Raw genomic sequence first — 5,649 nt, forward strand, 5'->3', positions numbered from 1 at the left:
CCGGCCAACCCGCCCCGCCCCGGCGCGCAACCGCGCCGCCACCAACGGATCCGTCGCCACGATATGCTGCACCAACATGTTCGAATGAAATTTCTCGCGCACCACCTGAAAGGTCGACAGCAACGCCGTACCGACCAGCCCGCCAACGCTCTGGCTGAGGCTGAACAGCACGACGAAGCTCACGAAATTGCGCCCGCCCGCCAGCAGCGTGCGCGCGATGCCGATCACCATCGCCTGGCCAAGGAACAGCAGCGACGCAAAGCCGATCATCGCCTGGCTCAAATACAGGTTGCTCGGGCGTGTCAGGTTGGTCGCATCTGAATCCATGAACGCGGCGATGGCGACCAGGATGATCGCGATTGTGATCGGCCGCGTTACGTTGTGTGGATCGAACGTGAAGATCGCCACCACCAGCCCCGCAATCGAGGCCGCCACGACGATCAGGTTGAGCGTGACCATTTGGTCGTTGATCAGACCGACCGCATTCAACAGGCCGATCGAGCCAAATGCCTGTTCCGACAGCAAAATGCGCACCGACGCGGCAATCGCCATCAGCCGCAGCATTTCGCGCGTGCCGAGCCAGCGCGTGTTGATCAACGGGCTGGCGCGGTGATGCTCCACGATCAGCGCCGCCGCGACCAGCGCGACGCTGCCCGCCAGTGCCCATCCCATCCAGGCGCGCTCGGTCCACCATTCGATCCGTCCTTCGGACAGCACAGCGATCAGCAGCCACAACCCCGGAGCGAGCAGCGCAAAGGTGAGGAAGTCGAGCGGTTCGAACGCCTTGCTGCGCTCGCTCGGCGGCAAGGGCAGCGCCATCACCGCTGCGAGTGTGGCCAGTGCCAGCGCCAGTTCAAACCAATAGAGATGATGCCAATCACCCGACTCGAGCAACCGCGGCGACAAAGCACGCGCCAGCGGCGTCGCCAGTTGCGGGATGCTGATACCCATCATCACCCCGATCAGCCGCTTCGGCGCAGGCATCGACTGCATCAGATAGAGCAGCGTCAGCGTCGACAGGCCGCTCGCCGCGATTCCGCTCATCGCGCGCACCGCCACCGAGGTCCAGAAACCGTGGACGAAGAGATGCATCAGCGTCGTCGCCGCATAAGCAAGCAACATGTAGCGGATGAACGACTGCAACCCGAATTGTTGACGGTATTTCACCAGCAGCAAATTCGCGGTGACATTCGTCATGTAATAAGCGGCGGTCAGCCACGCGCTCTCATTGGTGTTGAGCCCGAGCGTGCCTTGCGCGAAATTGAGGTTCACCTGCACCAGCGCATTGCCGAGCGCGCCGGTGATCCCCACCAGGCATCCCACCGCGAAATAGCCGATATGCCGCGACAGCGGATGTTCCGGATTGGCGGGCGAGCCGGGCAGCGTCGGGCGCTCATTCGGTTTGAAGACGTATTCCGCCACGTCTCTAACTGCTCCCTGCCCGACCGCTCGCCCAAACACCCCGCCGCATGGGGTGGAATTCGCCTATCAAACGTCCAGATTGGCGACGCTCAGCGCGTTCTCCTGGATGAACTCGCGTCGCGGCTCGACCACATCGCCCATCAACCGCGTGAAGATCTCGTCGGCGACATCGGCCTGTTCGATCTCGACGCGCAGCATCGAGCGGTTTTGCGGGTCGAGCGTGGTTTCCCACAATTGCTCGGCATTCATTTCGCCCAGGCCCTTATAGCGCTGGATCGCGAGACCCTTGCGCCCCGCCGCCAGAATCGCCTCGAGCAATTGCGAGGGCCGCGCGACCATCGTGCTGCCCTTGGACGGGGCGACCGCTGCCGGCGCTGCGGGTTCTTCATCGGCGGCATCGGCCGCCGCATCGGCTTCGGCCTGCACCGCCGCTGCGGCCTTGCTCGACACGATCCGCGCCGTCTGGACATAGGCCTCTTGCTGCTCGACCGCGAGCGCATGGAGCTTGCGCGCCTCGGCCGAGCCCAGGAACGCGCCCTCGATCGTGTGACGATCGGTCACGCCGCGCCACACGCGTTCGACATGGAAACCGCTATCGTCGGCCAGCCGCGCCGACCAGCGCGCCTCGGGATCACCGGCATCGAGCCCGCGCACCACTTGCACCACCACCGCACGCCGCGCCTCGGGGTCGAGCGCCGGATCGAGCGCACCGCCCATGGCCAGCGCCTCGACGATCGTCGGCTCATAGCGCCGCGGCACATAGCGCATCAGCGTGCGCATCCGCCGCGCATGGTCGACGAGCGAACGCAGATCGGCACCCGAGCGCGATCCGCCAGCACCTTCCAGCACCGTGCTCGCCACGCCATTCTCGACCAGATAGTCGTCGAGCGCGTTATCGTCCTTGAGGTAGACCTCGGAGCGCCCGCGCGTCGCCTTATACAGCGGCGGCTGCGCGATATAGAGGTGCCCGTTGGTGATGATGTCGGGCATCTGCCGATAGAAGAACGTCAGCAACAGCGTGCGGATATGCGCGCCGTCGACGTCTGCGTCGGTCATGATGACGATCTTGTGGTAGCGCAATTTCTCGACGTTGAAATCGTCGCGCCCGATGCCGGTGCCCATCGCCTGGATCAGCGTACCGATTTCCTTCGATGACAGCATCCGGTCGAAGCGCGCGCGCTCGACGTTCAGGATCTTGCCGCGCAAGGGGAGGATCGCCTGGAAATGCCGGTCGCGGCCCTGCTTGGCCGAACCGCCGGCCGAGTCCCCTTCGACCAGGAACAGTTCTGACTTGGCCGGATCGCGCTCCTGGCAATCCGCCAGCTTGCCGGGGAGGGACGCGATGTCCATCACGCCCTTGCGCCGCGTCAGCTCGCGCGCCTTCTTGGCGGCTTCACGCGCAGCAGCGGCGTCGATGATCTTGGCGACGATCGCCTTGCCGTGCGCCGGATTTTCCTCGAGCCATTCGGCGAGCTTGTCCGCCATCAGGCTTTCGAGCGGCTGGCGCACTTCGGACGAGACCAGCTTGTCCTTAGTCTGCGAAGAGAATTTCGGGTCGGGCAGCTTGACCGAAACGATCGCGGTCAGCCCCTCGCGCATGTCGTCGCCGGTCAGCGTGACCTTCTCCTTCTTCAGGAGCCCCGACTTTTCGGCATAATTGTTGAGCGTGCGCGTCATCGCCGCGCGGAACGCCGCCATGTGCGTACCGCCGTCGCGTTGCGGGATGTTGTTGGTGAAGGCGAGGACGTTCTCGTAATACGAATCGTTCCACTCCAGCGCGACGTCGATCGTCACGTCGTCGCGCGTGCCCGCAATCGCCACCGGCTCGGGCATGAGCGGGATCTTGTTGCGATCGAGATATTTCACGAACGCAGCGATGCCGCCTTCATAATAGAGCTCGACCGTCTTCACCTCTTCGTGGCGCGCATCGTTGAGATACAGCCGCACGCCCGAATTGAGGAAAGCGAGCTCGCGATAGCGATGTTCGAGCTTGTCGAAATCGAACTCGGTGATCTTGAAGGTGGCGGGGCTCGGGAAGAAGGTGACGCGCGTGCCCTTGCGGCCCGGCGCTGGCCCCACGACCTTGAGCGGTGCCACCGCATCGCCGAACGCGAAGCGCATATAATGTTCCTGTCCGTCGCGCCAGATCGTCAGATCGAGCCATTCGGACAGCGCGTTGACCACCGACACGCCGACGCCGTGCAGACCGCCCGACACCTTATAGGCGTTGTCGTCCGACGTGTTCTCGAACTTACCACCGGCGTGGAGCTGGGTCATGATGACCTCGGCCGCCGAAACGCCTTCCTCGGTGTGGATGCCGGTCGGAATGCCGCGGCCATTATCTTCCACCGACACCGATCCATCGGCGTTCAGCGTAATGTCGATCCGGTCGCAATGCCCGGCCAGAGCCTCGTCGATTGCATTGTCCGACACCTCGAACACCATGTGGTGGAGGCCGGAGCCGTCGTCGGTATCGCCGATATACATGCCGGGGCGTTTGCGCACCGCGTCAAGGCCTTTGAGCACCTTGATCGAGTCAGCGCCATAATCGTTGGTATTGGGGTCTTCTGCCATGCCAAGCCTATACGGTCGCGCACGCGAAAACGGAAGCAAAATGGCGTTTCCCGGCCCGGGGTGCGCAGAGCCCCGGGCCGGATACGGCTATTTTTCGGTAATGAACGGCAATTGCCCGCTCCCGGCGCTATAGGTCGGCAGCTTGCCGTCCCATTTCTCGATCGCGCGCTGGCGCAGGATCGCGGGGTTCGCGCGCAGCGCATCGCCTTCGATCTGCGACGCCTTGGCCTTGCCCTCGGCATCGGCGATGCGCGCATCGGCATTGGCCTTGACCGTCGCGACGTTCGCCTGCGCTGCCAGCGCTGCCTGTTCATTGGCGATCTTGGTGTTGATCTGGCTCAGCACCTGATCCGGCACGCGGATGTTCGACGCCCAATAGAGCTGCTCGACATGCAGCCCGACCGGCTCGAAATAGCGCGCGACATCGCGCTGCACCGCCGACAGCAACGCCGCCTTCTTGGGCCCGTAAATCTCCTCGATCCCCAGCCCGGCCGCTTCCTCGTTCAGCGCACTGCGCACCGCATTGCGCAGCGGCCCGGCGACGATCCCGGCCATGTCGATCCGGTATTTCTGGAAGAGGATCGGCGCCTTCACCGGGTCGACGCGATACGCGACCGACACGTCCGCCGACAGGTTGAGCCCGTTGCGATCCTGAAACGGAAACTCCTCATCATTGCCGCTCTGTTCGGTCGAGGATTTGGTCCAGGCATAGGTCGAGGTGTAGATCGGATATTCATAGATGTTGGTGCCGACCGGCGTGAAATACCAGCCCACGCCCAGCGCATGGTCGGACACGCCCGCCGAACTGCCGAAATTGCTCACCTTGATGCCGACATGCCCCGGCTCGACCCGGCTGCACGAACTCATCGGCACGATCGCAATTAGGGGGATCAGCAGCAGCGGCACGAAACGAACGAACTTAGTCATGGTCCTTGTCCAGCAAGAGGAGAGTGAATTCGCGCGTCAGCGCGGTGACCGACAGGAAGCCTGCCACCAACGCGACGAGCGCGATCAGCGCGGCCGCGGCATCCGCCGCGTCGCTATGCAAATTGAACAGCGTCGGGATGACGAACGCGAAACAGGCGAGCTCGCACACGAGCAGCCCTGCGCAGCGCAAGCCGAAGCCGACGAGCCACAGATCCAGCGATTTCATGAAAGAGCTTTGCCCCGGAACGCCCCCGATAGGATGCCGGGGCCGCAGCGCTTCATCGGAAGCGCGAGGGGGAATATCGGCCTGTTACGGGTGCGACACAATGACAATCGGGATGCACGCCGCGCAATCGTGGATGCAGCCGCTGGGCCTCCCGTACCGTTACCCGCCCGCGCCCAGCGTCAGCCGCACCGCCGCTCCATCAAGCTCGGCGAACAGCGCAGGCTCGGTGCCCGTCATCCACACTTGCCCGCTGCCCGCCAGCCGCTCGAACAAGGCCGCGCGGCGCATGGGGTCGAGATGCGCGGCCACTTCGTCGAGCAGCAGGATCGGTGGCGCGCCGGTGCGTTCCGCGACGAGCCCCGCATGGGCGAGGATCAGCCCCAGCAGCAGCGCCTTCTGTTCCCCGGTCGAGCACAAGGCCGCCGCTTGCCCCTTGCCGAGGTGCGTCACCGCCAGATCGCTGCGATGCGGGCCGACCAGCGCGCGGCCCGCCGCCGCCG

4 protein-coding genes and 1 pseudogene are annotated in these 5,649 nt (G+C 64.4%); all 5 read right to left on the reverse strand.

Translation table 11 applies throughout. From position 1 onward, the window contains the following. A partial coding sequence (locus NW75_RS20700; RefSeq protein ID WP_197057903.1) for an MFS transporter occupies nt 1–1,422 on the reverse strand: 1,422 nt, incomplete at its 3' end. Between the two features lie 66 nt (nt 1,423–1,488). Further along, nucleotides 1,489–3,996, reverse strand: a complete 2,508-nt coding sequence (gene gyrB / locus NW75_RS20705) for a DNA topoisomerase (ATP-hydrolyzing) subunit B (protein ID WP_033967304.1) — start codon at nt 3,994–3,996, stop codon at nt 1,489–1,491. A gap of 87 nt (nt 3,997–4,083) precedes the next feature. Further along, the gene (locus NW75_RS20710; RefSeq protein WP_171010458.1) at nt 4,084–4,923 is read right to left on the reverse strand and encodes an SPFH domain-containing protein; all 840 of its coding nucleotides are present in this window, start codon (nt 4,921–4,923) and stop codon (nt 4,084–4,086) included. Next, on the reverse strand, nt 4,916–5,149 hold the full coding sequence (locus NW75_RS20715) for a hypothetical protein (RefSeq protein ID WP_033967305.1): 234 nt from the start codon (nt 5,147–5,149) through the stop codon (nt 4,916–4,918). The genes NW75_RS20710 and NW75_RS20715 overlap by 8 nt, the downstream gene beginning before the upstream one ends. Before the next feature lie 159 nt (nt 5,150–5,308). Continuing rightward, nucleotides 5,309–5,649: pseudogene (locus NW75_RS20720) on the reverse strand (DNA replication/repair protein RecF); the annotation flags it as partial.

Source organism: Sphingomonas sp. Ant H11 (assembly GCF_000797515.1).
In the GTDB taxonomy this organism is placed as follows: domain Bacteria; phylum Pseudomonadota; class Alphaproteobacteria; order Sphingomonadales; family Sphingomonadaceae; genus Sphingomonas.

Bases quoted from the DNA above. Each gene is read 5' to 3' on its own strand.
- NW75_RS20710 (WP_171010458.1), bottom strand. From the start codon at position 4,923: ATGACTAAGTTCGTTCGTTTCGTGCCGCTGCTGCTGATCCCCCTAATT.
- gyrB (WP_033967304.1), bottom strand. From the start codon at position 3,996: ATGGCAGAAGACCCCAATACCAACGATTATGGCGCTGACTCGATCAAG.
- NW75_RS20715 (WP_033967305.1), bottom strand. From the start codon at position 5,149: ATGAAATCGCTGGATCTGTGGCTCGTCGGCTTCGGCTTGCGCTGCGCA.